Source organism: Streptomyces sp. GbtcB7, from assembly GCF_019091445.1.
Lineage (GTDB): Bacteria > Actinomycetota > Actinomycetes > Streptomycetales > Streptomycetaceae > Streptomyces > Streptomyces mirabilis.
The window spans coordinates 75,895-100,737 of record NZ_JAGXJM010000007.1 but is presented as its reverse complement, the minus strand read 5'-3'; the positions used below and the strand labels follow the sequence as shown (position 1 = coordinate 100,737).

The 24,843-nt window shown below is 69.7% G+C and carries 21 protein-coding genes; 20 read left to right on the top strand and 1 reads right to left on the bottom strand.

The window, feature by feature from the left end:
• The first annotated feature begins 8 nt into the window (after nucleotides 1-8).
• Nucleotides 9-3,959 carry a hypothetical protein gene (locus tag KVT44_RS13805; RefSeq protein ID WP_217567287.1) on the top strand — a complete coding sequence of 1,317 codons (3,951 nt, stop codon included), beginning with the start codon at nucleotides 9-11 and terminating at the stop codon, nucleotides 3,957-3,959.
• A gap of 841 nt (nucleotides 3,960-4,800) precedes the next feature.
• Here KVT44_RS13805 and KVT44_RS13800 read toward each other — a convergent pair.
• Nucleotides 4,801-6,036 carry an ROK family transcriptional regulator gene (locus KVT44_RS13800; protein ID WP_217567286.1) on the bottom strand — a complete coding sequence of 412 codons (1,236 nt, stop codon included), beginning with the start codon at nucleotides 6,034-6,036 and terminating at the stop codon, nucleotides 4,801-4,803.
• Nucleotides 6,037-6,257: 221 nt separating this feature from the next.
• Between KVT44_RS13800 and KVT44_RS13795 the strand changes: the two genes are divergently transcribed.
• The 19 genes from KVT44_RS13795 (at nucleotide 6,258) to KVT44_RS13705 (ending at nucleotide 24,799) form a co-directional block, all read left to right on the top strand.
• Nucleotides 6,258-7,409 (top strand): Gfo/Idh/MocA family protein, encoded by a 1,152-nt coding sequence (locus tag KVT44_RS13795; protein WP_217567285.1) that lies wholly within the window; start codon nucleotides 6,258-6,260, stop codon nucleotides 7,407-7,409.
• Entirely contained in the window at nucleotides 7,406-8,326 is a 921-nt protein-coding gene (locus KVT44_RS13790; RefSeq protein ID WP_217567284.1) for a sugar phosphate isomerase/epimerase, read from the top strand. The genes KVT44_RS13795 and KVT44_RS13790 overlap by 4 nt, the downstream gene beginning before the upstream one ends.
• A 35-nt stretch (nucleotides 8,327-8,361) precedes the next feature.
• Nucleotides 8,362-9,495 carry a Gfo/Idh/MocA family protein gene (locus tag KVT44_RS13785; RefSeq protein WP_217567283.1) on the top strand — a complete coding sequence of 378 codons (1,134 nt, stop codon included), beginning with the start codon at nucleotides 8,362-8,364 and terminating at the stop codon, nucleotides 9,493-9,495.
• Nucleotides 9,496-9,509: 14 nt separating this feature from the next.
• Complete coding sequence (locus tag KVT44_RS13780; RefSeq protein WP_217567282.1) at nucleotides 9,510-10,397, top strand: sugar phosphate isomerase/epimerase; 888 nt, start codon at nucleotides 9,510-9,512, stop codon at nucleotides 10,395-10,397.
• A 109-nt stretch (nucleotides 10,398-10,506) separates the two neighbouring features.
• Nucleotides 10,507-12,012, top strand: a complete 1,506-nt coding sequence (locus tag KVT44_RS13775; RefSeq protein ID WP_217567281.1) for an ABC transporter substrate-binding protein — start codon at nucleotides 10,507-10,509, stop codon at nucleotides 12,010-12,012.
• A 39-nt stretch (nucleotides 12,013-12,051) separates the two neighbouring features.
• The gene (locus KVT44_RS13770) at nucleotides 12,052-12,993 is read left to right on the top strand and encodes an ABC transporter permease (protein ID WP_217567280.1); all 942 of its coding nucleotides are present in this window, start codon (nucleotides 12,052-12,054) and stop codon (nucleotides 12,991-12,993) included.
• A complete protein-coding gene (locus KVT44_RS13765; RefSeq protein ID WP_217567279.1) occupies nucleotides 12,990-14,729 on the top strand; it encodes a dipeptide/oligopeptide/nickel ABC transporter permease/ATP-binding protein in 1,740 nt (579 codons plus the stop codon). Before KVT44_RS13770 ends, KVT44_RS13765 begins: the two co-directional genes overlap by 4 nt.
• Entirely contained in the window at nucleotides 14,726-15,580 is an 855-nt protein-coding gene (locus KVT44_RS13760; RefSeq protein WP_217567278.1) for an ATP-binding cassette domain-containing protein, read from the top strand. Before KVT44_RS13765 ends, KVT44_RS13760 begins: the two co-directional genes overlap by 4 nt.
• A complete protein-coding gene (locus KVT44_RS13755; RefSeq protein ID WP_254649361.1) occupies nucleotides 15,577-16,035 on the top strand; it encodes a nuclear transport factor 2 family protein in 459 nt (152 codons plus the stop codon). Before KVT44_RS13760 ends, KVT44_RS13755 begins: the two co-directional genes overlap by 4 nt.
• Nucleotides 16,032-16,292, top strand: coding sequence for a hypothetical protein (locus KVT44_RS13750; protein ID WP_217567277.1), 261 nt, complete (start codon nucleotides 16,032-16,034; stop codon nucleotides 16,290-16,292). Before KVT44_RS13755 ends, KVT44_RS13750 begins: the two co-directional genes overlap by 4 nt.
• A 1-nt stretch (nucleotide 16,293) precedes the next feature.
• Nucleotides 16,294-16,896 carry a response regulator transcription factor gene (locus KVT44_RS13745; RefSeq protein ID WP_217567276.1) on the top strand — a complete coding sequence of 201 codons (603 nt, stop codon included), beginning with the start codon at nucleotides 16,294-16,296 and terminating at the stop codon, nucleotides 16,894-16,896.
• A gap of 14 nt (nucleotides 16,897-16,910) precedes the next feature.
• Nucleotides 16,911-18,356, top strand: coding sequence for an ATP-binding protein (locus KVT44_RS13740; protein WP_308313997.1), 1,446 nt, complete (start codon nucleotides 16,911-16,913; stop codon nucleotides 18,354-18,356).
• Between the two features lie 106 nt (nucleotides 18,357-18,462).
• A complete protein-coding gene (locus tag KVT44_RS13735; RefSeq protein WP_217567275.1) occupies nucleotides 18,463-19,689 on the top strand; it encodes an amidohydrolase family protein in 1,227 nt (408 codons plus the stop codon).
• A gap of 114 nt (nucleotides 19,690-19,803) precedes the next feature.
• On the top strand, nucleotides 19,804-20,913 hold the full coding sequence (locus KVT44_RS13730; RefSeq protein WP_217567274.1) for an acyl-CoA dehydrogenase family protein: 1,110 nt from the start codon (nucleotides 19,804-19,806) through the stop codon (nucleotides 20,911-20,913).
• A gap of 16 nt (nucleotides 20,914-20,929) precedes the next feature.
• Nucleotides 20,930-21,289 carry a hypothetical protein gene (locus KVT44_RS13725; RefSeq protein ID WP_217567273.1) on the top strand — a complete coding sequence of 120 codons (360 nt, stop codon included), beginning with the start codon at nucleotides 20,930-20,932 and terminating at the stop codon, nucleotides 21,287-21,289.
• Nucleotides 21,286-22,545 (top strand): Rieske 2Fe-2S domain-containing protein, encoded by a 1,260-nt coding sequence (locus tag KVT44_RS13720; protein WP_217567272.1) that lies wholly within the window; start codon nucleotides 21,286-21,288, stop codon nucleotides 22,543-22,545. Before KVT44_RS13725 ends, KVT44_RS13720 begins: the two co-directional genes overlap by 4 nt.
• Complete coding sequence (locus KVT44_RS13715) at nucleotides 22,535-23,050, top strand: aromatic-ring-hydroxylating dioxygenase subunit beta (RefSeq protein WP_217567271.1); 516 nt, start codon at nucleotides 22,535-22,537, stop codon at nucleotides 23,048-23,050. The genes KVT44_RS13720 and KVT44_RS13715 overlap by 11 nt, the downstream gene beginning before the upstream one ends.
• Nucleotides 23,047-23,811 carry an SDR family NAD(P)-dependent oxidoreductase gene (locus KVT44_RS13710; protein ID WP_217567270.1) on the top strand — a complete coding sequence of 255 codons (765 nt, stop codon included), beginning with the start codon at nucleotides 23,047-23,049 and terminating at the stop codon, nucleotides 23,809-23,811. Before KVT44_RS13715 ends, KVT44_RS13710 begins: the two co-directional genes overlap by 4 nt.
• A 40-nt stretch (nucleotides 23,812-23,851) precedes the next feature.
• Entirely contained in the window at nucleotides 23,852-24,799 is a 948-nt protein-coding gene (locus KVT44_RS13705) for a PDR/VanB family oxidoreductase (RefSeq protein WP_217567269.1), read from the top strand.
• Nucleotides 24,800-24,843: the final 44 nt, after the last annotated feature.

The window sequence follows — 24,843 nt, the reverse complement described above, 5'->3', positions numbered from 1 at the left end:
ACGATTCGATGACTCCGCTGGACTGGGACAAGTTCACCGCGCTGCCGGGCAGCACCCGGGACAACTTCGAGCTGCTGTGCCGGGGTGCCGTCACTCACGCATACGCTCGCTACGGTAACTTCATCGCCCTGGCCCAGCAGCCCGGCGTCGAGTTCCATCTCGACATCGACCAGCCCGGCTGCCCGCTCGGCCAGCCCGGTCGTTGCTTCGGGTGGCAGACCAAATGGTGGGACATCCAGCCGGGTCGCGCCATCGGCGCCGGCCGCCGCGGCGACGTCGAGGACTCCCTCAGGAAGACCGAGAAGCACTTTCCGGGCATCACCGACTTCGTGCTGTGGACCCGGCACCCTCTCACCGCCGGCGACCAGACGTGGTTCTACGGCCTGTCCACCACGATGAAGCTGCACTTGGCCACAGACGTCGAGCTCGGTCACCTGCTCGTCGGTGATGCCGTTCTGCTGCGTGAGTCCTACTTCGGGTCCCTCGTTCTGACCGCGGAGCGTCTCGCTGAACATCATGCGCGAGCCGCCGCCGAGGCCGGCGAACGCTGGATTCCCGAGGTGCACCAGGCATCGGCGGCCGAGCACCGGCTTCGGCGGATGCTCGCCGAACCCGACGCGTGGGACGATCTGGGCGACACCAACCGCAACATCGCCCGCTTCGAAGCAGCCCTCGACGACGCCGCCACTACGCTGCCGGCACCTCTGGCCGAGCAGACCGCGGAGATCGCCGCCGTGGGACGTGACGTGGCCGAACTCCTCCACGAAGCACACCAGCAGATCAGTAACAGCCAGCCCTCCCCGCTGCTGGGCACCACCGACCGCACCGTGCCCCAGGCCCCCACCGCGCAGCCCGCCGTACTCAGGCGGTTGCGTGCCCTGCGGCATGCAGCCGCTCTGCCGCTGACCAATCTGATCGCTCACATCCGAGACGCCGCCGCCCTCGCCCGCCACGTCACCGATCACCTGTCGACCCGGCTCGCGGTGGTCACCGGCGACGCCGGATTCGGCAAGACGCAACTGTCCGCGACGCTCACCGCGGCAACCGCGGCACGTCCCGCCGGCATCCTGCTCTACGGCGGGCGTCTGAGCGCCCGCCAAAGCCTCGACGATCTCGCAGGCCAGGTCACGGCGGCAGGCAAGCCCCTGGCCTCCTTCGAGGAGCTTCTCGCCGCCGTCGATGCGGCCGCACAACGGGCCGGATGCCGCCTGCCCATCGTCATCGACGGCCTGAACGAGGCTGAAACCCCCACGCTGTGGCCGCCGTTGCTGCGCAGTCTGCAGGTGATCCTCAAGCAGTACCCGTCCGTGCTCGTGGTGTGCACGGTCCGCGAGGCATTCCTCGACGAGACGATCCCCACCGAAGTGACCGACATCCTGGAGCTCGACGGATTCGACGAAGACCTCGACGAGGCCATCGCCCGCTACTTCGCCTATTACAGAATCGAACCCGGCGGCGCTGGCCTGCCGCGCGAACTCCTCAGCCACCCGCTCACACTGAAGATCTACTGCGCCACAGCCAACCGCGACCGCAAGCAACCCGTCAGCGCCGCAGGCCTGCCCAGCTCCCTCACCGGAATCTTCAGCGAGTACCTGGCCTCTGCCGCCCGCCGCGTCTACGAACTCACCCCCTCCATCCACCCCAACGACGTCAACCAGGCACTCGACGCTCTGGGTAACGCCCTGTGGGAGGACCAGGCACGCGACCTTCCCGACACCCGGGCGAAGCAACTGTGCCAGGACACTCACCGCCGCTGGCAGGAGAGCCTTCTCGCCGCCCTCGAAAATGAAGGGGTCCTGCTGCGACACCCCGATGGCGCGGGCGGAGCGACCTGGTCGTTCGTCTACGACCTGATGGCCGGGCACGTCATCGCCACCAGCCTCGTGCACGCCCACGGCAAGGGCATCGCCCGGCTACTGAGCGAAGACACGACCACAGCGCGCTTCAACGGCACTCCGGACGAGTGGCACCCCCTCGCGACCGACATCTTCCAGGCCCTGGCAGGTGTCATGCCCCGCGCCGGCGCCGCGCAACTGTGGCAAGCCGTCGCCGAACCCCTCCGCCTGCGTGCGCTCCTGCATGCCGCCCGGCTCGAAGCAGCCCACCTCGACTCCATCACCGTGGAGGCGCTCGCCAACCACAGCGACGACTTCCGTGGACGAGACGACCTCCTCCAACGGCTGCACGGCACCCGCGCAGCCCCGGGCCACCCCCTCAACGCACACTTCCTCGACCGGATCCTGCGCGACAGACCGGTCGCAGACCGCGACCTGCGCTGGAGTGAGTGGCAGCGTGCAAACAGCCGTCCCCTTCTCGCCGACGCGACCGCCCTGGCCACATACTGGCGCGAGCATTCGCACCGTGCGGAATCCGACCGGCTACGGGCCCGGTGGCTGATGTGGACGCTGACGAGCACCCACCGCGACCTTCGCGACGCCGCCACGGCTGCCCTGTACTGGTACGGACGACACGACATCAGCGGACTCTTCACCCTGACCCTGGAAGCGATCACCGTCAACGACGCCTACGTCGGCGAACGCATGGTCGCCACCTGCTACGGCGCCGCGACGGCCCATCAACCGCACACCCCGGACCTTGAAGCTGCCTTGCCCGCCTACCTGACAGGGCTGCTGAACACCTTCACCGGGAGCCAGGCCACCCACCCCACCTTTCACGCGCTGACCCGGTACTACGTCTCCTCAACCTTCGACTTCGCCCACCGCTACTACCCCGCCACGGTTCCCGCTGCAGCCGAACTGCCCCTGGTCTTCACGCCGGCACCGGCGATCACGCCGCTGCCCGAGGGCGATCCACGCCGGGAGGAGGTCCGCAGCACGATGAGAATGGACTTCGGCAACTACACGCTCGGGCGTCTGTTCGGGGACCGTAGGAACTACGACGACTCCCACCCCGGACACCAAGAAGCCACCGCCCTCGTCCTGGGCGTCGTCCACGCGCTGGGCTGGCGCCCCGACTCGTTCGACGAGCCAGAAGGCGGCATCACCTCAGCAACGTCCCGACAACGCCACACCTCCAGCAGCCGGATCGACCGTTATGGCAAGAAGTACGGCTGGATCGGCTTGCACACCGTGGCGGGCATGCTGGCCGACCGCGGTCAGCCACCCGAGAAACTCGAAATGGACATCGACCCAACCTTCCCGCAGCCCCCGCCACCTGTCCCGGTCCCGCTCGACACGTGGACGCCGCGGACACCGGACGACGACCTCGAATGGCTACGCCACGGAATCGTCGACGTGCCGGACGACCTCATGGCACCGGCCCGGCTCGATTCGGACGAAGGTCCGTGGCTGCTCGTCCACGCAGAGATCGACACAGAGGACATCGCCACCGGACGCCGCACATTCGGCCTGTTCAACACCGTCCTCGTCGACCAGGAGAATCTGACCGGACTGCTGGAGGAGTTCAATGCCTTGACCCACCCGGGCCGGGACATGATCGACTTGTCCGCCGAGTACTACCTCTTCGCCGGCGAGATCCCATGGCACACCCGATTTGCTGCACCCGAATCAGGACTGACCATTGAGGACCTGTACAGCGACACGTGGCGCTACGGCAGGCGTGAACTTCGCTTCGAGCGGCTGGCCCACCACTTCATCTGGGAACCCCACCACAGCAGCCAGAACCAGGCCACCGCCTATGTCCCCAGTCGGCTGTTCTCGGAGGCTTTCGACCTGCGTGCTCTTCCCGCAGGCTTCGATCAGTACGAGTCATCCGGTGCACTCGCCGCGCGGTCTTTCGCAGCCCCCTCCGGCTTCTCGGGCGGGCTGCTGTACCTGCGCGCCGACCTTCTCCGACGGTATGCGGCCGGCCGTGCGATCGTCACCTTCTGCTGGGGAGAGCGGCAGATCGATGCCGTTTGGCCCGAGAGACCGTCCGGTGCCCTAGAGGCCCTCTACCAGGCCTACCTGAACATCTGGCGCCAGACGAAGCAGCACTGAACACCGTCCTTTGGCGCGTATGTACAGCTAGAGATCTTTAATGGCTGGAGTTACGGCGGTTGGAGGTCGAGTCCGGTCTTGGCGATAAGCCCCTTGAAGAGGTGGGGTCGGTACTGCATCCAACTCAGCCGCGTCTTCACCAGTGCGGTGAGCTGGCGGTGCAGGCAGCCTCCAGCTGGACCAGGAGCGCGAGCATCTGTTTGCCGAGCGCGTCCTCGACCAGGGGTGGCTGGTGGGCCCAGTCGGCGCGGAAGACGTCCCGGAGTCGTCTGGCCTCGGCTTCGACGCCGCGTTGGCGGCCGGCGCGTTAGAGTGCGGCCTGCGGCTGCGTGCGTGTCAGCCGCGCGGCCCGTGTCGGTGTCGGTGCTGCCTTGAGGAGCTCGTGCGCTTCCCGGCGGCAGAGACCGTTTTTCCAGGGCGCGAAGGCGGCCAGGGCGGACGGGTAGTGCTCGCGCAGCAGGGAGCGGAGCTGGTTGGAGATCTGCTGTCGGTTCCACGTGGCGTCCTGCTGTGAACCCCCGCCCGGCCCGGGGCGTGCGCGAGCAGGCCACTCGCGAGCGCTGGCAGCGGGTCCGCTATCTGCTTGGCCAAGGTGTCGGCCTGCTCGAATGCGCCCGCCGCCTCGATGTCGCCCTGAACACCGTCAGGCGGTACGCCCGGATGAAGGAGCCCACCGATGCGTTGCGCCCTGGCGACCGCGGCGGACAGCGACGCAGGCGAGGCCGACGCCGACGTGGTGCGGGATTCCGCCGTGGCGGCAGGCCTCCACGCGGCGCAGTGCCCGTTTGGCGACGTGAAAGCCTAGGCCGGGTCCCTGGGGAATGACGATGTGGCTGTCAACCTACCCGTCGGATCGATGCCCGTCGCCCACCAGCCGTGCGATGCCCGACGGGCTGAAGACGTCCTGGGTGGCCAGGGCGATGCCACCGTGAAGGCCGGAGCCGCCCTTGAGCTGGGTCGCGGTGATGGTGAGTTTGCGGGTGGCCAGCGGGAGGGCCCGCTGGTACACGGCGGCCCGTACGGCGGAGACGAGGTCGTCGCGCAGTTCGCTGAGCGGTCCGGCCAGGACCACGGTGCGCGGGTTGAACATGTGGACCAGCATGGCCACGACCTCGCCGATCTCCGTGGCGGCCTGACGCACGGCGTGCAGGGCGGTCGGGTCACCGGCAGCAATACGCCTGGCGAGTTCGCGGGTGCCGTGCAGCGGATCCTCGGTCGTCGACTCGGGGATGCCGAGGCCGCGCAGCACCGCCCGATGGGAGGCCAGCGCTCCCACGCAGCCGACGTTGCCGCAGGCACACAGGATGTTGCCGCCGCCCACGGCCCGGATGTGGCCGATGTCGCCGGCGGCTCCGTCGGCGCCGCGGTACACGTCACCGGCCGCGGTGACGAGACCTCCTCCAATGCCGCTTGCGATCTTGATGCACAGCAGCGGAGTCTCCAACCGGGCCTGCGCGGCTTCGCCCAGCGCCATCAGGTTGACGTCGTTGTCCACCACGGTGGGGGCGTGGAACCGATCCCGGAGGTACTCCGCGACGGGAAAGCCGTCCCAGCCGGGCATGCCCGTCGGCTGCACCGCGCACCCCTGCTGGAAGTCGACCGGACCGGGCAGGCCGACGACCACCTCGCGCACCCGGTCGGGAGCACGCCGGTGCTTCTCCAGTAGTCCGTGCAGCCGTTCGGCCACCGCGTCCAGCACCACTTGCGGTCCCGCGTCGATCTGGACGTGCACCGTCTCCCGTGCGATCACCCGGCGGGTCAGATCGGCGAGGGCGATCTGTGACTCCGCAGTGTCGATGTCCACGACGGCGACGGTCCCGGCCTGTGGGTTGATCGCCAGCACGCGCGGGGGCCGGCCCCTCACGGACCGTCTGGACTCGACTTCCTCCAGGATCCCGGTACCGACGAGGTGGTCGACCTGCTGGCCCACGGTCGACCGGGCCAGGCCGCTGCGCCGGGCGATCTCGGCCCGGTTGGTCGCCTGGCCGGAGACCACGAGCCCCAGCACGCGGCGCAGCGCGAGCGGCACGGACCCGGACCCGACCGCTTCGTCCGGGCAGCCGTCATCTTTATGCATTCTTGTGAACGTAATGTCACTTCCTTATGTCCGTCAAGAGTTCCTGGGTTGCTGGAGAAAGATCGGATTCAATCGGACATGCTTCCTGAATAACAGCGTGATTTAGGCGCTTAAAAAAATTAAATTGCTCCTCTTGTGAAGTCTTGGCGAACTAAACGATGGTGTTCCGCAACGCGGCGTTTAGGCCGTGGCCGGTCGCTGGACGACGACGGAGGTGAACCGTGAGTGACTCGATGCGGGCAGTGGTGGTCGGGGCCGGAATGATCGGCGCCGTCCATGCCCGGGCGATCCGCGCTGCGGGCGGCTGTGTGGCCGGAGTGGTCGCTTCGACCCCCGAGCGCAGCGCACGGGTCGCCGACGAGTGGGCGGTGCCCGCCCGCTACTCCGACCTCACGGCGGCGCTCGCCGACGACAGCGTCACGGTCGTCCACGTGTGCACCCCGAACGCGCTGCATGTGCGGCAGGCGGAGGCGGGCCTGCGCGCAGGGAAGCATGTGATCTGCGAGAAGCCGCTCGCCACGTCCGCCGCCGAAGCCGAACGGCTGACGCGGCTGGCAGGGGAGGCGGGACTGCTGCTCGCCGTCCCCTTCGTCTACCGCTACCACCCGCTCGTCCGGGAGATCCGCGACCGGCGGCTGCGCGGCGAGTTCGGGGCGTGGCAGTTGATCCACGGCAGCTATCTGCAGGACTGGATGCTCTCCGCGGACGCCATGTCCTGGCGGGTCGACCCCGTGGACGGCGGACCGTCGAGGGCGTTCGCGGACATCGGCTCGCACTGGTGCGACCTGGTCGAGTGGGTCGCCGGAGTCCGCTTCACCGAGCTGACCGCGAGGCTCGGCACCACGGTCGCCACCCGCCCCGCCGGCACCGGTGCGAGCTTCTCGGCCATCTCCGGGGGACCGCGGGTGCGGGTGCGTACTGAGGACGTGGCGACCGTGCTGCTGAGTACCGGCGACGGTGTCCTCGGCACGCTGACGGTGTCGCAGGTGTCGGCCGGTCGCAAGAACCGGCTGTGGTTCGAGCTCGACGGCTCCGCGGGCAGCGCGGTCTTCGACCAGGAGAGCCCCGAGACGGCGTGGCTCGGCGCCCCCGACGGAGCGCGCCTCCTTGTCCGCGACCCCGGCCACGGCTCGGCCGAGCAGCGTCGACTCTCCCACCTGCCCGCCGGCCACGCACAGGGCTACGGCGACTGCTTCGCCGCATTCGTCGCCGACGCCTACGAGGCGATCCGCGGCGCGGCGCTCGAGGGCCTGCCCACCGGTGCTGACGGTGTCCGCTCGGCCCGGATCGTCGAAGCCGTGCTGACCTCCGCCGCGTCGCTCACCTGGACCGACATCGCTTCCGAACCCGCAGCCCTGGAGGCCTCTGCATGAAACTCGGCATGCTCACCGCCTGTCTGCCCCGGCTCTCCCTCGCCGAGATCGCCGCCTGGGCGAGCGACGCCGGTTACGAGGCCCTGGAGGTCGCAGCCTGGCCGGACACCGGGGGCCGGGACTTCGAGGCGGCTCACCTCCCGGTGGCCGGCTTCGACAGTCGCGCGACCGACGAGACCCGGACCCTGCTGCAGCGGCACGGCCTCGGCATCTCTGCCCTCGCCTACTACGAGAACAACCTCCACCCCGACCCCGGGCGGCGGGCCGCGATCCACACCCACCTGAAGACGGTCGTGGACGCGGCGGCGGCCCTGGACGTCCCGTACGTCGGCACCTTCGTCGGCCGGGACTGGACCCGCCCGGTGGCGCACAACCTGGACGAGGCCGAGAAGGTCTTCCCTGAACTCGTCGAGTACGCGGGCGAGAGGGGGGTGAAGCTCATCATCGAGAACTGTGTGATGGAGGGTTGGCACCCCGACGGCTACCCCGGCAACCTCGCCTACTCGCCCGAGCTGTGGGAGTGGATGTTCTCCCTCGGCCTGTACCTCAACTGGGACCCCTCGCACCTGACCTGGATCGGCATCGACCCGGTCACGACCATCGCGCCGTACGCGGACCGCATCGTCCACGCCCAGGCCAAGGACATGCAGATCCTGCCCGGCAACGTGGACCGCTACGGCTTCTTCGGCAAGTCGGCACGGCGCGAGGATCCCTGGGACACCGGCTGGTGGCGCTACCGCGTGCCGGGCCGCGGCCAGGTCGACTGGAACGCCGTGGTCGACGCCCTGTACGAGAACGGCTTCACCGGAACCCTCTCCGTCGAGCACGAGGACCCGGTGTGGAGCGGCACCGAGGAGCGGGTCAAGACCGGCCTGCGGATCGCGCACCGGACCCTGCGCCCCCTCGTCATCACCTGACACCACCTCAACCCCCTACGGATTACGGGAGATTCATGGCTCAGCAGCAAGCACGGCACCGCATCGGGATCCTGGGCGCCGGCAACATCTTCGGCCGCTATGTCGAGGGCCTGCGCACCTTCCCGGAACTCGAGGTGGTCCGTGTGGCCGACGTCGACACGGCCCGCGCCAGGCAGGCCGCGGACGAGTACGGCATAGCGGCCTGGGGCCACGGCGACGAGCTCCTCGACGACGACTCCGTCGAGATCGTCGTCAACATCACTCCGCCGCAGTTCCACGCCAAGACCGTCATCGCCGCGCTGGAGGCGGGCAAGCACGTCTACGTCGAGAAGCCGCTCGCGGCCACGGTCGCCGAGGCCCGTGAGGTCCTCGCCGCCGCCGCGAGCAGCACGGCGCTGCTGGGGTCGGCCCCTGACACCTTCCTCGGCAGCGCCGTGCAGACCGCCCGGCACGCGCTCGACACCGGCCTGATCGGTGAGGCCGTAGGCGCCACCGCCTTCGTACGCTCCAGCCGCTCCGAGACCTGGCACCCGGACCCGCGCGCCTTCTACGGCCCTGGCGGCGGCCCCGTCCTCGACATGGGTCCCTACTACCTGGCCGCGCTCGTCAACTGCCTCGGCCCGGTGGCCCAGGTGGCCGCCGCCACCCGCGTCGGCACACCCACCCGCAAGGTCACCAGCCCCGGACGCGTGGTCGACGAGATCACGGTCGAGGTCCCCACCCACGCCTCCGCCACCCTGACCTTCGCCTCCGGTGCCCTGGCTACCACCCTGATGAGCTTCGACGTCTGGGACACCGAGCTCCCGCGCATCGAGATCTACGGCACCGAGGGCACCCTCTCGCTGCCCAACCCCAACTTCTTCGACGGCGACGTACGCCTCAAGCGGCACGGGGACACGGACTGGGCGGTGCTCACCCCCGTCACGGAGCTTTTCGGTGCCGTGGACACCTCCGAACAGCACCGCCGTGGCCTCGGCGTGCGGGACCTCGCCGACGCGATCGAGGGCGCGCCGCACCGCGCGAACCCGCAGTTCGCCTTCCACGCATTGGACGTGCTGACGAGCTTCGAGACATCCCAGCGGGAGAAGCGTTTCGTCACTCTGGAGAGCAGCTGCGCACGCCCGGAGCCACGCCCGGTGGCCGCACACGCCGCCCCCATCGCCCACTGAGAGGACCACATACCATGAAGATCAGGCAGGACCGCCTGGCCATCAACCCCCTGCAGTGGGTCGCGAGCGCCGACGGCTGGATCGACCCCACGCTCGCCCCACCGCTCGACGAACAGCTGACCGTCATCCGCGATGCGGGCATCACCGCCCTGCACAGCGCCGTACCCGGCGACATGACACCGCAGGAGTACGCCGCCCGGCTTGCCGAGTACGGCATCAGCCCCGCGCCCGGCTACATCCCCGTCCGCCTCTCCGACGACGCGGCCGAGCGGCAGTCCTTCCGGGACACCGCGGCACGGGTCGCCGAGCAGCACGCGGCGCTCGGCGTGCCCACCGTCTTCCTCGCCATGGGGATGGCGAAGGACGCCGAGCGCGTGGCCCGTCCCGCGGTCGGCCACCTCGCCGACCCGGATCGCCTGGAGCGCGTACGCGACCTGCTGGCCGAGATCGCCGGGATCATCCGGGCGCAGGGCATCACCCCCGCTTTCCATCCGCACGTCGGCACCTGGGCGGAGACCGAGGAAGAGACCCGGTTCGTCCTCGACACCGTCGACGCCTCCGTCCTCGCCTTCGGACCTGACCTGGGCCACCTGGCCTGGGCGGGCGCGAACCCCGTGCACCTCGTGCGCGAGTACGCGGACCGCGTCGCGAGCGTCCATCTCAAGGACCTGAACCTCGGCCTCGCCGCGCAGGCCAGGGACGCGGGCTGGGACTACCGCAAGACGGTCCTGGCGGGACTGTGGTCCGAACCGGGCCTCGGAAACGCCGACATCCAGGGCTTCGTCGACGCGCTGCCGGACGACTTCGACGGCTGGCTGATCGTCGAGGTCGACCGGGGAGCCCAGCCGACCCCGGAGGACAGCGTGCGGATCTGCGGGGAGTGGGCCGCACGACAGGCGTAAGCCATGACCGGCTTACGCGGAGAAGGAGCGGTACCGGTAGTGCACGGCCGGCAGCGGGACGGCCCGGGGGACAAGCGGGAGCCGAAGGAATGAGACAGGTGGAGAGAACATGCGCAAGACAATGGCGTTCGTCGGCGCCGGACTTCTGACAGCTACGGTCGCGGCCTGCGGTGGCGGCACCCAGGCCGCCGGCGGAGACAAGACCCTCACCCTCGCCGAGTCGGTCACGGCCACGCCGTGGGACCTGGCCAAGGCGAGCATGGGCCCCGAGGCCCAGTACTACCAGCCGGTGTACGACACCCTGATCCGGCTGAACACCAAGGGGGAGCCCACCCCCAACCTGGCCACCTCCTGGTCGTACGACAAGGCACAGACAACCCTGACGCTGAAGCTGCGTGGGGGAGTCAAGTTCACCGACGGCACCGACCTCGACGCGGACGCGGTGCGGGCGAACCTGCTCCACACCAAGAGCGGCACCGCCAGCGCGGCCGGTGAGATCCAGGACATCACCGGTGTCGACGTGGTCGACGCCCACACGGTGGCGATCAAGCTCAGCCACCCCACCGCGGCCCTGCTGCCCGCGCTCGGCCAGGTCTCCGGCATGATGGCCAGCCCCAAGTCCCTCGACAACCCCAAGGCCCCAGTCGGCTCCGGGCCGTACAAGCTGGACGCCTCCGCCACCACCGCCGGGCAGACGTACACCTACACGCGCGACCCCGGCTACTGGAACACCAAGGCCTTCCCCTACGACAAGATCGTCATCAAGTACCTGGCCGACCCGACCGCACGCACCAACGCCCTGCTGTCCGGCCAGCTCGACGGCGCCACCCTCAACCTCAACCGGGTCAAGACCGTCAAGGGCCGGGGGCTGAACGTCGTCACATACCAGCCCGGCGATGTCGAGGGCCTCTACATCTGGGACCGCGTCGGCAAGAAGGTGCCCGCCCTGGGCAAGCTGAAGGTCCGTCAGGCGCTCAACTACGCCTTCGACAAGCAGGCCATCATCAAGTCGGCCAAGACCGGCCTGGGCACCCCCACCACACAGCTGTTCGCCAAGGGCGAGGACGGTTACAAGGCCGCGCTGAACGACACGTACTCCTACGACCCGGCGAAGGCCAGGAAGCTGCTGGCGGAAGCCGGTTACCCGAACGGCTTCTCGGTCACCGTCCCCGACCTCTCCGCGATGTTCCCGCAGGAACAGGCCGCGCTCACTCAGTCCCTCAAGGACATCGGCATCAAGGTGAAGCTGGACAACCTGCCCGGCGACCAGGTCTTCAGCGCGATCCTGTCCGGCAAGTACGCGCTGTCGTACTTCAAGCTGGGCGCGCCGACGGCCTGGGACAAGGTCCAGTTGCAGCTGACGGCGAAGTCGACCTGGAACCCCTTCAAGTACAGCGACCCAAAGAGCGACGACCTCATCGCCCGCATCGGCAGGGCGACCGGGGCCGAGCGCGAAGCGCTCTTCGAGGAACTCAACACCTATGTCGTCGACCAGGCATGGAACGCCCCCTGGAGCGTCATCGCCAACGCGTACGCGACCGCCAAGGACGTCAAGGTGACGCCCCAGCCCGGCTCGCAGTACCCGCCGATCCACAACTACGCGCCTGCGAAATAGCCGCCGGCCCTTTCCGCCACGCGGAAGGAGGAACTGACCGTGCTCGTCTTCTTGTTCCGGCGCATCGCCGCCGGCGCCGTTCTGGTGGTCGTCGTGGCCACCGCGACGTTCCTGCTGCTGAGTCTCACGGGCGCCGACGTCGCCCGCAATGTCCTGGGCGAGACGGCCTCGCGATCCGCGGTGGCCGCCAAGAGCCACGAACTCGGCCTGGACCAGCCCCTGGTGGAGCGCTACTGGCACTGGGCCGGACAGGCCCTGCAGGGCAACCTGGGCAGCTCATGGTTCACCGGTGATTCGGTGAACCAGTCCCTGACGGACACCCTGCCTGTCACCCTCTCCATCGTGCTCGCCGGAATGCTTGTCGCGGCGGTGCTCAGCGTGGCGCTGGGCACCGCGGCGGCGCTGCGCGGCGGCTGGGTGGACCGTCTCGTGCAGTTCGCCGCGGTGCTCGGCACCGCGGTGCCCAGCTTCCTGATCGCCCTGGTTCTCGCGGTCACGCTGGCGGTCAGGCTGGGGTGGCTGCCCGCCACCGGGTATGTGGACCTCGCCACCTCCGGCACCGGCTGGCTGCGCTCGATCACCCTGCCCGCCCTGTCCCTGGCCGTCGCCGCGACCGCGGCCACCGCGATGCAGGTACGCGGTGCCCTGATCGACGTCCTGCGGGCCGACTTCGTCCGCACCCTGCGCAGCCGCGGACTGACCACCCGCAGTGTCGTCTTCCGGCACGCCCTGCGCAACGCGGCCCCGCCCGCCCTGACCGTGCTGGCGCTGCAGTTCATCGGCCTGATCGGCGGCGCCGTCGTGGTGGAGAAGGTGTTCGGCATGCCCGGCATCGGCACCCTCGCCAACTCGGCCGCCGTACGTGGGGACGCGCCCGTACTGCTCGGCACGGTCGTCGTCACCGTCGCCATCGTCGTCGCCGTCAACCTGCTGCTGGACATCGCGTACGGCTGGCTCAACCCGAAGGTGCGTGTGTCATGACCGATGCTCCCGCGGCGGCCCGACGTGACGGTCTGCTGCGCCGCACGGTGCGCGACCCGCTGGCCGTCGTCTGCCTGGTCGTCCTGGCCCTGGTGATCCTCGCGAGCCTCGCCGCCCCCCTGCTCACCGATCACGCCCCCGACCACAGCGTCCTGGAGGACACCCTCGCGCCCATGTCGGGCAGCCACCCCCTCGGCGGCGACGGCGTCGGCCGCGACGTGCTCTCCCGGCTGCTGTACGGCGGCCGCACCAGCCTGGTGGGCGGCACCCTCGCGGTCCTCGTCGCCTTCGCGGTCGGCGGTCCGCTCGGCTTGGTCAGCGGCTTCTACCGGGGCTGGTTCGACGCGGTGGCCGACTGGATCGTCAACATCATTATGGCCGTGCCCGCGATCATCGTGATGCTCGTGGTCATGGCGGCCGTCTCACAGGACCTCAACGTCGCCATGATCGTACTCGGAGTGATCATGGCCCCGATGGTCTTCCGCCTCATCCGCGCCTCGGTGCTCGCGGTCCGCGAGGAGCTGTACGTCGACGCTGCCCGCGTCTCGGGACTCGGCGACGCCCGCATCATGCGCCGGCACATCCTGCCCGTGGTGATCGCGCCGTCCGTCATCCAGGCCACCCAGGTGTTCGCCGTGGCGATCGGCATCCAGGCCGGACTCTCCTTCCTCGGCCTGGGCAAGGCATCCCAGGCCAGCTGGGGCGCGATGCTGAACGACGCGTTCACCAACGTCTACAACGCGCCCCTGCTGCTTCTGTGGCCGGGCGCCGCGATGGGCCTGACCATCCTCTCCTCCAGCCTGCTGGGCAACGCCGTGCGGGACTCGCTGGGCACGACCGAGCCCCGGGTCGTCAAACGGCGCAAGCCGGTGGCGCCCAAGGCCGCGACGGCGTCCGGGCCCTCCCCGGACCAGCTCCTCACCGTGGAGGGACTGCGCGTCACCTACGGCGAGAAGACCGTCGTCGACGGAGTGGGCATCACCGTGGCCCGCGGCGAAGTCCTGGGGCTGGTCGGCGAGTCCGGCTCCGGCAAGAGCCAGACCGCGTTCTCCGTCCTCGGACTGCTGCCGTACGAGGCCGACGTGACGGCCGACCGACTGGTCTTCGACGGAAAGGAGTTGCTGAGCCTGGACGTGACCGCCCTCAACGCACTGCGCGGACGCGGCATCGGCTACATCCCCCAGGAGCCGATGTCCAACCTCGACCCCTGTTTCCGTATCGGCGCTCAGCTCGTGGAGCCGATACGGAAACACCTCGGGCTGTCCCGGGCCGAGGCGCGCACCAAGGCGCTCGAGCTCCTCGCGCGGGTCGGCATCCCGGATCCGGAGCGCGTGTTCAGGTCGTACCCGCACCAGATCTCCGGCGGCATGGCCCAGCGCGTTCTCATCGCCGGCGCCGTGTCGTGCGACCCGCGACTGCTGATCGCCGACGAACCGACCACCGCGCTCGACGTGACCGTCCAGGCCGAGGTGCTCGACCTGATGCGCTCGCTCCAGCAGGAGCGCGACATGGGGATGATCCTCGTCACCCACGACTTCGGTGTGGTGGCCGACATCTGCGACCGGGTCGCGGTGATGCAGCGGGGCCGCATCGTGGAGACCGCGCCGGCCCGGCGGATCTTCGCATCCCCCGAGCACGCGTACACCCGCATGCTCCTCGACTCCACGCTCGAAGGCGGGCCCGCGCGCGGAGACCTTCCCGTTCCCGGCCGGCCCCTCAAGGAGGTGACGTCATGACCGCACAAGCCTCTGGAGCCTCGGCGGGCTCTCCGCTCCTCGAACTCGACGACGTCGTCGTGGAGTATCCGGGAAAGGGACGCCGCAAGAAACCCTTCCGGGTCCTGCACGGCGTCTCCCTGTCCATCGCGCCCGGCGAGACGCTCGGCCTGGTCGGTGAGTCCGGCTCGGGCAAGACGACCCTGGGCCGGGCCGTCCTCGGTCTCGCACCCGTCACCGGCGGCGAGATCCGGTACGAGGGGCGGCCCGTCTCCCGGCTGGCCAAACGGGAGCGGCGCGCGCTCAGCAAGGACATCCAGGTCGTCTTCCAGGACCCGTTCACCTCCCTGAACCCGGCCATGACGGTGATGGACATCCTCACCGAGCCGCTGCTCGTCACCGGCGTCGCCCGCACCGACGCCGAAGCCCGGGTGCAGAACCTGCTCGACCACGTCCACCTTCCACAGGACGCGGCCCGCCGATTGCCCCGCGAGTTCTCCGGCGGCCAGCGCCAGCGCATCGCCATCGCCCGCGCCCTGTGCCGCGACCCCCGGCTGATCGTCTGCGACGAACCGGTCAGCGCCCTCGACCTGACGACCCAGGCCCGGGTGCTCGACCTCTTCATCGAGATCCAGGAGACGACCGGCGTGGCGTATCTCTTCGTCACCCACGACCTCTCCGTCGTCCGGCACATCAGCCACCGTGTTGCCGTGCTCTACCGCGGCGACATCGTGGAGACGGGAAGCGCGGCGCAGGTCACGGAGCGACCCGAACACCCCTACACGAAGCGGCTGTTGCTCGCCGCACCGGTGCCCGACCCCGAGCGACAGGCCGAACGGCGTGCCGCACGGCTGAAGCTGGCCGCGTCATGATCGACGTGGTCGGCGACGACATGGCCGGCAACCGCGTGGTCGACACCCTCAACCGCTACCTCGCCCTCTGCGACGTACCCGCCGGCGCGGCGGGCGAGTTGGGCGACCTCTTCACCGAGGACGCGGTCTGGGAGGGCGGCGGAAGCGCCTACGCCGAGAAGTTCGGCCGCACCGAGGGGCGGCAGGCGATCGTCGCGATGCTCGCGGCGTATCTGCCGCCCAACCCCCACTTCCGTACGAACGTGCACCTGCTGTTCCCCGGCACCGTCGACGTCGAGAACGCGACGGCGCGGGGGAGTTGGCCGATGCAGCAGCTCTCCCGGTACGAGTCGGGGGACACCGAGGTCATGGTCGCCCGGCTCGACGTGGCCTTCCGGCTCGACCCGGACCGGCCCCGTATCTCCGCCTTCCGTACCGAACGACTCTTCACCGCGCCGCTGATAGGGGAGCGATGAACGACCGCACCATGCTCCTGACCTGTTACGCCGACACCCACGACTACGGATGGCACCACGTCGATCTGTTCGTGCACGACGCGGGGGGCCGCGAGGTCAACTGGGTGCACTGGCAGGTCGAGAAGGACGGCCCCGAGGGCGCCGACGCGGCGACCGCCCACGTCGAGCCCACCCTGCGCCGCACCAGCGACTGGCTGCACGGGGTCAGCGCCGACGGCAGCGAGTACTGGACCGCACAGGCGTCCTGGGGCGATTGAGATGTGCCTCGTGTACATCGTCGACGACGACGAGGAACTGAGCGAATCGCTGGCCTGGCTCCTCGACTCGGTCGGCATCCACTCGCGGCGCTTCAGTGACGCCGGCACCTTCCTGCGCTCCTACGACCGCGGCCGGGCCGCCTGTCTTGTCCTCGACGTCCGGATGCCCGAACTCAGCGGCTTCGGCGTCCAGGAGCTGCTGAACGAGACCGGGTCGCCGCTGCCGGTCGTCTTCGTCTCCGCGCACGGCGACATCCGGATGTCCGTGCGCGCCCTTCAGAACGGGGCCGTCGACTTCCTGGAGAAGCCGTACGACCCCCAGCACCTGCTCGACGTCGTACAGGCCGCCCAGCGCACGGCCCGCGAACGCTTCGCGCGCCGGGCCGAGCAGAGCGAGCTGCACGCGAAGCTGGGGAGTCTGACCGACCGGGAGCGGGAAGTGCTCGCGCTGTCCGTCGAAGGCGCGGCGAACAAGCAGATCGCCGGCCGGCTCGGCATCAGTGTCAAGACCGTCGACGTCCACCGGGCGCGCATCCGGGAGAAGACCGGCGCGGAGACCATCGCCGCCCTGGTCCGGGACGTCCTGCGGCTGGACCCGCGGTGAGGGGCGGCCACGACGTGGACGACGTGGACGATCCCGCCCCGTCCGACTTCCGTGCGCTGACCGAGGCGCTGAAGTACTGCGTCCTGCTCCACGACGCCCGTACCTTCGAGATCCTCTGGGCCAACCGCGCCGCCTGCGACCTGCTCGGCTGGACCGTCGACGAGCTGCGGCCGCTGAAGGCGCCGGACATGAGCAAGAACGCCCGCCAGTACAGCCGCGAACTCGGCCACCGCTGGCTCGGGCACGCCGTCGAGCACGGCATCAGCGCCACCGAGTGGTGCTACCGGTCCAGGAGCGGAGAGGAGATCCTCACCGAGGCGATCGCGATCCGCGTCGAGCTGGCCTCGCGGACCGCGGTCATGGTGCAGTTCCGGGACATCGCAGAGGAGAAGGCTGTCCGGCGTGATCTGTTCCGCACCGAGAGCAGACTGCGCGCGTTTCTGAGCGGCCTGGCGGAGGGGATCGTCGTCCTCGACGACGCCGACCGTGTGCTCTTCGCCAGCGAGTCGGCGGCCCGGCTGCTCGGCGGCGGCCTTCCCGGGGCGGACTTCACCCTCTACTGCTGCGGCGGGCCCGTACCCGAGCGCGAGGGCCGCTACCGCTTCGCCACACCCGGCGGCGAGCCCCGCTGGTACGCCGCGACCTGCCAGCACATCGAGATCGAGAGCGATCTGCGAGGCCGGATGCTCCTCTTCTACGACATCAGCGACCGCGTCCGCGCCGAGGAGCAGCACCGCCGCGACACCCAGCACCTCGACCACCTGGCCCGCTACAACGCCATGGGCGACATGGCGATGGCCATCGCCCACGAGGTGAGCCAGCCGTTGGCAGCGGCGTACAACTTCGTCGAGGGAGCACGCGGCCGACTCGGGAGCGGTGACGAGTCCGTGGCCTGGGGACTGGACAACGCCGTACGGCAGATCGAGAGGGCCCGGCGGATCCTGGGCAGCCTTCGGCAGTACGTCGGCCGCCTGGAGCAGTCCGAGCAGCTGTCCGACCTCAACGCGATCGTCCGTGACTGCGTGTACTTCATCGAACTCCGCGCCCAGGAGCACGCGGTGGCCGTCGCGTTCGACCTCACCGCCGAGCCACTGCCGGTGCGCTGCGAGAACGTGCTCATCGGGCAGGTCGTGATGAACCTCGCCTTCAACGCGGTGGACGAGACGGCGCGCCTGCCGGACGCGGAACGCCGGGTGTGGATCACCACCCGACGCAGCGAAGACGGTCGGGTGGAACTCGCCGTCCGGGACCAGGGACATGGGCCGCCCCCCGACGACCGGATCTTCGACGGTGTCTTCACCTCCAAGGAGAACGGCAGCGGCATCGGCCTCGCCCTCAGTCACCGCATCGTCACCCGCCACGGCGGCCGTATCGGTGTCCGTCCGAACCAGCCGCGCGGCGCGGTCTTCCGCTTCGACCTGCCACTCGCGGACCGGCAGCCGGGAATGCCGAACCCATGACGGACCACCGACTCCGCGTCGGCGGCGCACGGGCCGCGGAACCGCCGGGAAGAACTCGACAGCGGCGAGCGGCGTCCCGCCTTCACATGTACCGAACGGAGCTGCCATGACCGCCCGATACGAGCACGCCGTCCTCATCGACGGAACCGGAGCCGCCCCGGTGCCCGACGCGGTCCTCGTCGTGGACGACGACGGACTGGTCGCGTACGCGGGGCCGGCCGCCGCCGCGCCCCCGACACCCATGGCGACAACGGCCGACCTGGCCGGCCGCACGCTGCTCCCCGGCTTCTTCGACTGCCACGTACATCTGTGCATGACTCCCGGGCGTCCGCTGATCGCGGGCCTCGCCGCCGACTCGACGGTGGAGACCTTCGAGATCGCGGATCGACTGCGCGCCACTCTGCACGCCGGTGTGACAACCGTGCGCGACCTCGGCGGCATACCCGTCGGTTACCGGACCGCGATCGACCGGGGCCTGATCGACGGCCCCCGCCTCCAGGTCGCTGTCAAGGTGATCGGCCACACCGGCGGACATGCCGACTGCTCACTGCCCGGTGGCATGGACGCGGCCCCGCACCTCGGCGAGATCGCCGACACGGTCGACGAGGCGCGGATCGCCGCCCGGCGGATGCTGCGTGCGGGAGCGGACGTTGTCAAGGTCTGTGCCACCGGCGGCATGGGCAGCCCGCACGACGACCCCGACGACGAGGGACTGACGTACGACGAGCTGAGTGCCGTCGTCGACGAGGCGGCGCGGCACCGCGGGAAGCCGGTCGCCGCACACGCCCAGGGCACCGTCGGCATCCGGACCGCCCTCCGGGCCGGTGTCACCAGTATCGAGCACGGCTACGGCCTGACCGACGAACTGTGCGATCTGGCCCTGGAACAGGGCACATTCCTCGTCCCCACACTGTCCACCGTCTTCGCCCCGCTCGATCCGGCGGCGATGGCCGAACACCACTTCCGCAAGAAGAGCCGCTGGTCCGGAATCAGCAAGGAGAACATCGCGCACGCCATCGACCGGGGTGTGCCCATCGCCCTGGGCACGGACGCCGGAGTCGTCCCGCACGCCCGCAATCTGCTCGAACTGTCCCACCTGGTCGAACTGGGCATGGCACCGCTCGAAGCGATCACGGCCGGCACCCTGAACGCGGCCCGCCTCCTCGGTGTCGACGCCCGGCTGGGCTCCCTCGAAACGGGGAAAACCGCCGACTTCGTGGTCGTGGACGGGGATCCGCTCCGCGACATCGCCGTACTGGGCCGACCGGAGAACGTGGTTCTGGTCGCGCGGTCGGGACAGGTCCGAAAGGACCTCGCAGGGCTGTGCGGATAGGGGAAATCCCCTACTCGGTGCGGTCAAGTCCCAATGGCGGGCGCTTGGTTGCCGCACATAGCGTGATGACACGGCAGGCGGGAGAACCGCCCGGCTATGCGAGGAGATTCCCTCATGACGCATTTCGATCAGTTGCTGGCGGTTGTGGCGGACCGGCGGGCCGAATTCGAGGAGAAGCGGCAAGTGCCGCGTGATGTGATCGCCGATTTCAAGCGCGCGGGAATCTACCGGGCGGGCGTTCCGAAGCGATTCGGTGGCGATGCCCTGCCGCCCACCGAATTCCTCCGTCTCATCGAGCGGATCTCGGTCGTCGACGGTTCGGCCGGCTGGGTCGCGAGCTTCGGCTGCTCTGGCATCTACCTGGCCGCGCTTCCCGAGGAGACACAGGCCGAGCTGTACGCGGACGGACCCGATGTGGCCTTCGCCGGCGGACTGTTCCCGGTACAGCCCGCCGAGCGCGCCGAAGGCGGGTACCGGGTCTCCGGCCGCTGGAAGTTCGCCAGCGGCTGCAAGGGCGCGGACATCCTCGGCGTCGGCATCAAGGCCGGTGCGGGGGCGCCCGGACCGCCGCTGACCGCCGTACTGCGGCCCGACCAGGTCGAGATCGCCGAGAACTGGGACGTCATCGGCCTGCGCGGTACCGGCAGCCACGATCTGGTGGTCGACGGGGCGATCGTCCCCGAGGAGTGGACGTTCGTGCGCGGCGGCCGGCCCACGGTCGACGAGCCGCTCTACCGCTATCCGACCGTCCCGTACGCCGCGCAGGTACTCGCGGTCGTCGGTCTCGGCGTGGCCCGCGCCGCCCTCGACCATGTCATCGCCCAGGGCGGCCGTTCCGGCTACACCGGCGCCCCGAAGCCCGCCGAGCGTGCCACCTACCGCATCGCGGTCGGCCAGGCCGAGGCCCGACTCCGTTCCGCACGGGCCTTCTTCTACGAGACCACCGACGAGGTTTGGGCGACGGTCGATGCGGGGGACCCCGCGACCGCGCACCAGGCGAGCCTGCTGCGACTCGCCTCCACTCACCTCGCCAAGGCCTCCTTCGAGGTCGTACGAGCCGCGTACCAGCTCGCCGGCATTCCGGCCATCGCCGACGGCAGCCCCATGCAGCGCTATCTGCGCGACGCCTCGGTCGTACCGCAGCACGCCTTCCTCCAGGAGGGCATGTACGACGGCGCCGGCGCGGTCCTGACGGGCGTCCAGCCCTTCCCCGGCTACCTCTGAAAAGACAGGAAACCCCATGCCCGACGCACCTCTGCGCGTGCTGTTCTGCATCGGCGTCAACCAGAACTTCTTCGACCTGCCCACCGGCCAGGGCAAGACCGTCTGGGACGGCGTCACGAGCATGCTCACCCAGCTGTACGAGCTGCCCGGTGTCACCGTCCTCGGCACCATCGACGACGACCAGCACATGGTCGGCCCCTCTGACTCCTGGCCCTGGACCTGCTACGTCCTCGCCGACGTCGTCGACCAGCCCACCGTCGCCTCCGCCTGCAACCTCTTCCGCACCGTCCAGGTCGGCGAGCACGGCCTGTGGCGCTACATGAAGATCGAGGCACGTCTCGGCCGTCCGCTGCCCGAGCCGGAGGCCGCCCGATGACCCTGGACGTCTCCCCCCTCGTCGCGTCCGACCACGTCGCGGGCACCCTTTACACCGACCCGGCCCTCTTCGAGCGGGAGATGGACCGCGTCTTCCACCGCACCTGGGTGTGGGTCGCCCATGAGAGCGAGATCGCCAAGGCCGGCGACTTCAAGACGGCGTGGGTCGGCCGCCGGCCCGTCATCGTCAGCCGCGACCGCCGCGGCGGCATCAACGTCCTGCTCAACCGCTGCCGTCACCGCGGCGCCAGCGTCTGTGAGACCCCCAAGGGCAACGGCAACGGCTTCACCTGCCCGTACCACGCCTGGTCCTACGCCCTGGACGGCACCCTGCGCGGCATCCCGTACCCCGAGGGCTACGAGGACGTGGTCGAGAAGAAGGACCTGCCGCTGCAACGGCTCAAGGTCGGCACCTACGCGGGCATGGTCTTCGCGAGCTTCAGCGAGGACATCGAGCCGCTGGAGGACTTCCTCGGAGGGGCCCGGCTGTGGATCGACCGCTTCATGAAGCAGGGCGCAGGCTACCCGATCAAGGTACAGGGCGAGCACAGGTTCCGTTTCAACGGCAACTGGAAGATCCAGCTGGAGAACACCACCGACTGGTACCACTTCCCGATCGTGCACCGTTCCTGGATGTCCTCGGTGGACGCCGAGACCGCGAGCATGCTGTCGATCATGACCGACGACACCGCGGTCACCCACGCCCTCGGCAACGGCCACAGCGTCTCCGTCTCCGTCGCCGGACACGTCGACCTCGACGTCGACGACGGCACGGAGAAGCTCCAGGACCGTTTCGGCCACATCGTCGAGGAGCTGTCGAAGGAGATGCCGCCCGAGAGGGTGCGGCGCATCGTCCGCTCCCTGCATGGTGCCGGGTTCAACCTCAACCTCTTCCCGAACGTGGCCATGTCGATGTCCTTCTTCCGCGTGCTGCGCCCGATCTCGGTCGCGGAGACGGAGATCCGGCACGTGGCGCTCGGGCTGGACGGCGGCCCGGAGATCGTCAACCGCGAACGGCTGCGCATCCACGAGCACTTCCAGGGCCCCTTCGGCTTCGGAAGCCCCGACGACGCCGAGGCGTGGAACCGCGTCCAGCGCGGGGTGGCCGGCGGAGTCGACATGCCGATCCTCGTCAACCGCGGCCTCGGCCGCGAGAAGCCCGACGACCTCGGACAGCCGACCTCCCACGCGACCGACGAGACCGGGATGCGGGAGGCGTACACGATGTGGAAGAGGATGATGACCGATGGCAACTGAGGCTCTCGGCACGGCAGTCGAGCTTCCCCTGGACGACCCCCGCGCACTCGCCGCCGTCTCCCTGATCTGGCGCGAGGCCCATCTCCTCGACAGCCGCCGCTACGAGGAGTGGGACGGCCTGTGGGCCGAGGGCGGCGAGTACGTCGTCCCCATCGACCGTGAGACGACCGACTTCGCCGCCACGCTCAACCTGGTCTACGACGACGACCGGATGCGTCGTATGCGCATCGAGCGCCTCACCGGAGGGTTCTCCATCTCCGCGTCCGCCGCGGCCCGCACGGTCCGCTCGGTCTCCCGGTTCGTGGTGACCGGCCGCGAGGACGACGCGATCGAGATCTGCTCGGCGCAGATCCTCGTCGGGCACAAGCGCGAGGAGACGTTCGTCCTGGCCGCCGACGTCACCCACCGGATCGTGTTCGGGGCGGACGGCCCGCGCGTCTCCCGGAAGATCGTGCGGCTGGTCAACTCCGAGGAGGCCGTCACGGCGTCGGGGTTCCTGCTGTGAGCCCGCACGAGGACGACGGCACCCGGCGCGTCGCGCTGGTGACGGGCGCGGCCCGCGGCCTGGGCGCCTGTATCGCCGGGCGGCTGTACGACCGCGGCTACTGCGTCGCGTTGACCGACCTGGACGAGGAGGCCGCGGTGAAGGCGGCGGCGGACCTCGACCCGGAGGGCCGCTACGCCGTCGGGCTCGCACTGGACGTACGCGACAAGGACGCCTTCGCCCGGGTCCGCGACCGGCTCGTCGCACACTGGGGTGCCGTCCACGTGCTGGTCAACAACGCGGGCCACGCCAAGGCCGAAAAGCTGATGGAGATCAGCCCCGAGAGTTTCGAGGCGGTCGTCTCGACCAACCTCAACGGTACGTTCTTCGGCTGCCAGGTCTTCGGCGCCCACTTCGCCGAGCGCGGCTACGGACGCATCGTCAACATCGCCTCGCTGGCAGGCCAGAACGGCGGCACGGCGACCGGCGCGCACTACGCGGCGGCGAAAGGGGGAGTGGCCACCCTGACGAAGGTGTTCGCCCGTGAACTCGGTCCGCACGGGGTGACGGTGAACGCCATCTCGCCGGGACCCCAGGACCTGCCGGTCGTCCGCGAGATGGTCCCGCCGGACGTCCTCTCCGCGATCGAACAGGCCGCCCCCGTACGGCGGTTGGGACGCCCACGGTTCATCGCCGACATGGCCGTGCTGCTCGCCTCCGAGCACGCGGACGCGGTCACCGGAGCCTGCTGGGACGCCAACGGCGGCCTGTACATGCGCTGACAGCGCCGTCAGCTCCCGATCCGACCCCGAAGGCAGACGGATGTTCCCTGTCACCGTCACCGACACCCACCACGAAACCGACACGATCAAGGTCCTCCGGCTCGTCCGCCCGGACGGCGTACCCCTCACCCCGTACGCGTCCGGCGCGCACATCGACGTCACCGGCCCCACCGGGATCACCCGCTCCTACTCGCTGTGCGGGCCGCCGGACGACCCCGGTGCCTACACCATCGCCGTCAAACGCGAGGAGAACTCCCGCGGCGGTTCCCAGGCCCTGCACGACAAGACCGAACCGGGCACCGAGCTGACCGTCGGCGCGCCCCGCCAGCTCTTCGGCCTCGCCCCCGACGCGGCCGAGCACCACCTGGTCGCGGCCGGCGTCGGGATCACGCCGCTGCTGGCGATGGCGTACGAACTGCACGGCAGGGGAGCGGAGTTCACGCTGCACTACGTGGCGAGGAGCCGGGCGGAGGCGGCCTTCGCCGGACTGCTGGAGGAGTCCGCCTTCGCCGAGCGCGTGGTCCGCCACTTCGGGCTCGGCCGGAAACCGACCGGTGCCGCGCTCGCCGCGGAGCTGACCGGTCTCGCTGCGGACGCCCATGTCTACACTTGCGGACCGCACGGCTTCATGACGTACGTCCGTGAGGTCGCCGCACCCCGCGTGCCGGAGGAGCGGATCCACTCGGAACTGTTCCAGGCCGGTGAGCCCTTGGACGCGGGCGGGGCATTCGAGGTCGAACTCGACACCGGTGAGATCTACACGGTGCCGCCCGGGAAGAGCATCGCCGAGGTGCTGGAGGACAACGGGGTCCCACTGGAGACCTCCTGCCGCGAGGGCATCTGCGGGACCTGTGTCCTGCGCGTGGTCGAGGGCGAACCCGACCACCGCGACCACTGTCTGTCCGCCAAGGAGAAGGCGGCCGGAGACCAGATCGCCGCTTGTGTGTCACGGGCGAAGTCGTCGCGGCTGGTGGTCGAGCTGTGGTGAGCAGTCCGAACAGTCCGAACAGTCCGACTACTCCGATGTACGAC

Excerpts from the sequence above, each read along its gene's own strand:
- KVT44_RS13755 (WP_254649361.1), top strand. The coding sequence starts at position 15,577 with ATGATCGACGTGGTCGGCGACGACATGGCCGGCAACCGCGTGGTCGAC.
- KVT44_RS13705 (WP_217567269.1), top strand. The coding sequence starts at position 23,852 with ATGTTCCCTGTCACCGTCACCGACACCCACCACGAAACCGACACGATC.
- KVT44_RS13800 (WP_217567286.1), bottom strand. The coding sequence starts at position 6,036 with ATGCATAAAGATGACGGCTGCCCGGACGAAGCGGTCGGGTCCGGGTCC.
- KVT44_RS13725 (WP_217567273.1), top strand. The coding sequence starts at position 20,930 with ATGCCCGACGCACCTCTGCGCGTGCTGTTCTGCATCGGCGTCAACCAG.
- KVT44_RS13775 (WP_217567281.1), top strand. The coding sequence starts at position 10,507 with ATGCGCAAGACAATGGCGTTCGTCGGCGCCGGACTTCTGACAGCTACG.
- KVT44_RS13730 (WP_217567274.1), top strand. The coding sequence starts at position 19,804 with ATGACGCATTTCGATCAGTTGCTGGCGGTTGTGGCGGACCGGCGGGCC.
- KVT44_RS13785 (WP_217567283.1), top strand. The coding sequence starts at position 8,362 with ATGGCTCAGCAGCAAGCACGGCACCGCATCGGGATCCTGGGCGCCGGC.
- KVT44_RS13790 (WP_217567284.1), top strand. The coding sequence starts at position 7,406 with ATGAAACTCGGCATGCTCACCGCCTGTCTGCCCCGGCTCTCCCTCGCC.
- KVT44_RS13735 (WP_217567275.1), top strand. The coding sequence starts at position 18,463 with ATGACCGCCCGATACGAGCACGCCGTCCTCATCGACGGAACCGGAGCC.
- KVT44_RS13715 (WP_217567271.1), top strand. The coding sequence starts at position 22,535 with ATGGCAACTGAGGCTCTCGGCACGGCAGTCGAGCTTCCCCTGGACGAC.
- KVT44_RS13780 (WP_217567282.1), top strand. The coding sequence starts at position 9,510 with ATGAAGATCAGGCAGGACCGCCTGGCCATCAACCCCCTGCAGTGGGTC.
- KVT44_RS13750 (WP_217567277.1), top strand. The coding sequence starts at position 16,032 with ATGAACGACCGCACCATGCTCCTGACCTGTTACGCCGACACCCACGAC.
- KVT44_RS13745 (WP_217567276.1), top strand. The coding sequence starts at position 16,294 with ATGTGCCTCGTGTACATCGTCGACGACGACGAGGAACTGAGCGAATCG.
- KVT44_RS13720 (WP_217567272.1), top strand. The coding sequence starts at position 21,286 with ATGACCCTGGACGTCTCCCCCCTCGTCGCGTCCGACCACGTCGCGGGC.
- KVT44_RS13805 (WP_217567287.1), top strand. The coding sequence starts at position 9 with ATGACTCCGCTGGACTGGGACAAGTTCACCGCGCTGCCGGGCAGCACC.
- KVT44_RS13765 (WP_217567279.1), top strand. The coding sequence starts at position 12,990 with ATGACCGATGCTCCCGCGGCGGCCCGACGTGACGGTCTGCTGCGCCGC.
- KVT44_RS13760 (WP_217567278.1), top strand. The coding sequence starts at position 14,726 with ATGACCGCACAAGCCTCTGGAGCCTCGGCGGGCTCTCCGCTCCTCGAA.